This is a genomic window from Corallococcus interemptor (genome assembly GCF_003668875.1).
Taxonomy (GTDB): Bacteria; Myxococcota; Myxococcia; order Myxococcales; family Myxococcaceae; genus Corallococcus; species Corallococcus interemptor.
The window spans coordinates 1-421 of the sequence record NZ_RAWM01000383.1 but is presented as its reverse complement, the minus strand read 5'-3'; the positions used below and the strand labels follow the sequence as shown (position 1 = coordinate 421).

1 protein-coding gene is annotated in these 421 nt (G+C 45.1%); it reads right to left on the bottom strand.

The genetic code is table 11. The features are described from left to right. A partial coding sequence (locus tag D7X96_RS40655; RefSeq protein WP_208647464.1) for a hypothetical protein occupies positions 1-335 on the bottom strand: 335 nt, incomplete at its 3' end. Positions 336-421: the final 86 nt, after the last annotated feature.

Below are 421 nucleotides of genomic sequence, written 5' to 3'. Positions count from 1 at the left end.
AGTCTATACGCATTGCCAGAATATACTTCTTTAACTACATATGGGCCTTCCCAATTAGGTCGCAATTTGCCTTTAATGTGTGGGAGTTGTGATTGAGTGATGCGTTTCAATACAAGGTCACCTGTTTTGAATTTCCTCTCTATGACATGCTTATCGTAGGCTCTTGCAATTCGCTTCTTGTACACCTGAGCATGCTTTGCTGCTTTCATCCTTTTCTCATCGAGGAGGTCCAGCTGTATTTGCAATGCTTCTCGTCTTTGGCCTTCTGTCATCTCTTCATCTAATTGGATCCGCAAAGATGGGTGCAGGAGCTCGAACGGAAGGATTGCCTCCATCCAGTAAGTCAATGCATATGGGGTCTCACCTGTTGGAGTCCTAATGGAGGTTCGATATGCCCACAATGCTTTGACCAAACGGTCTG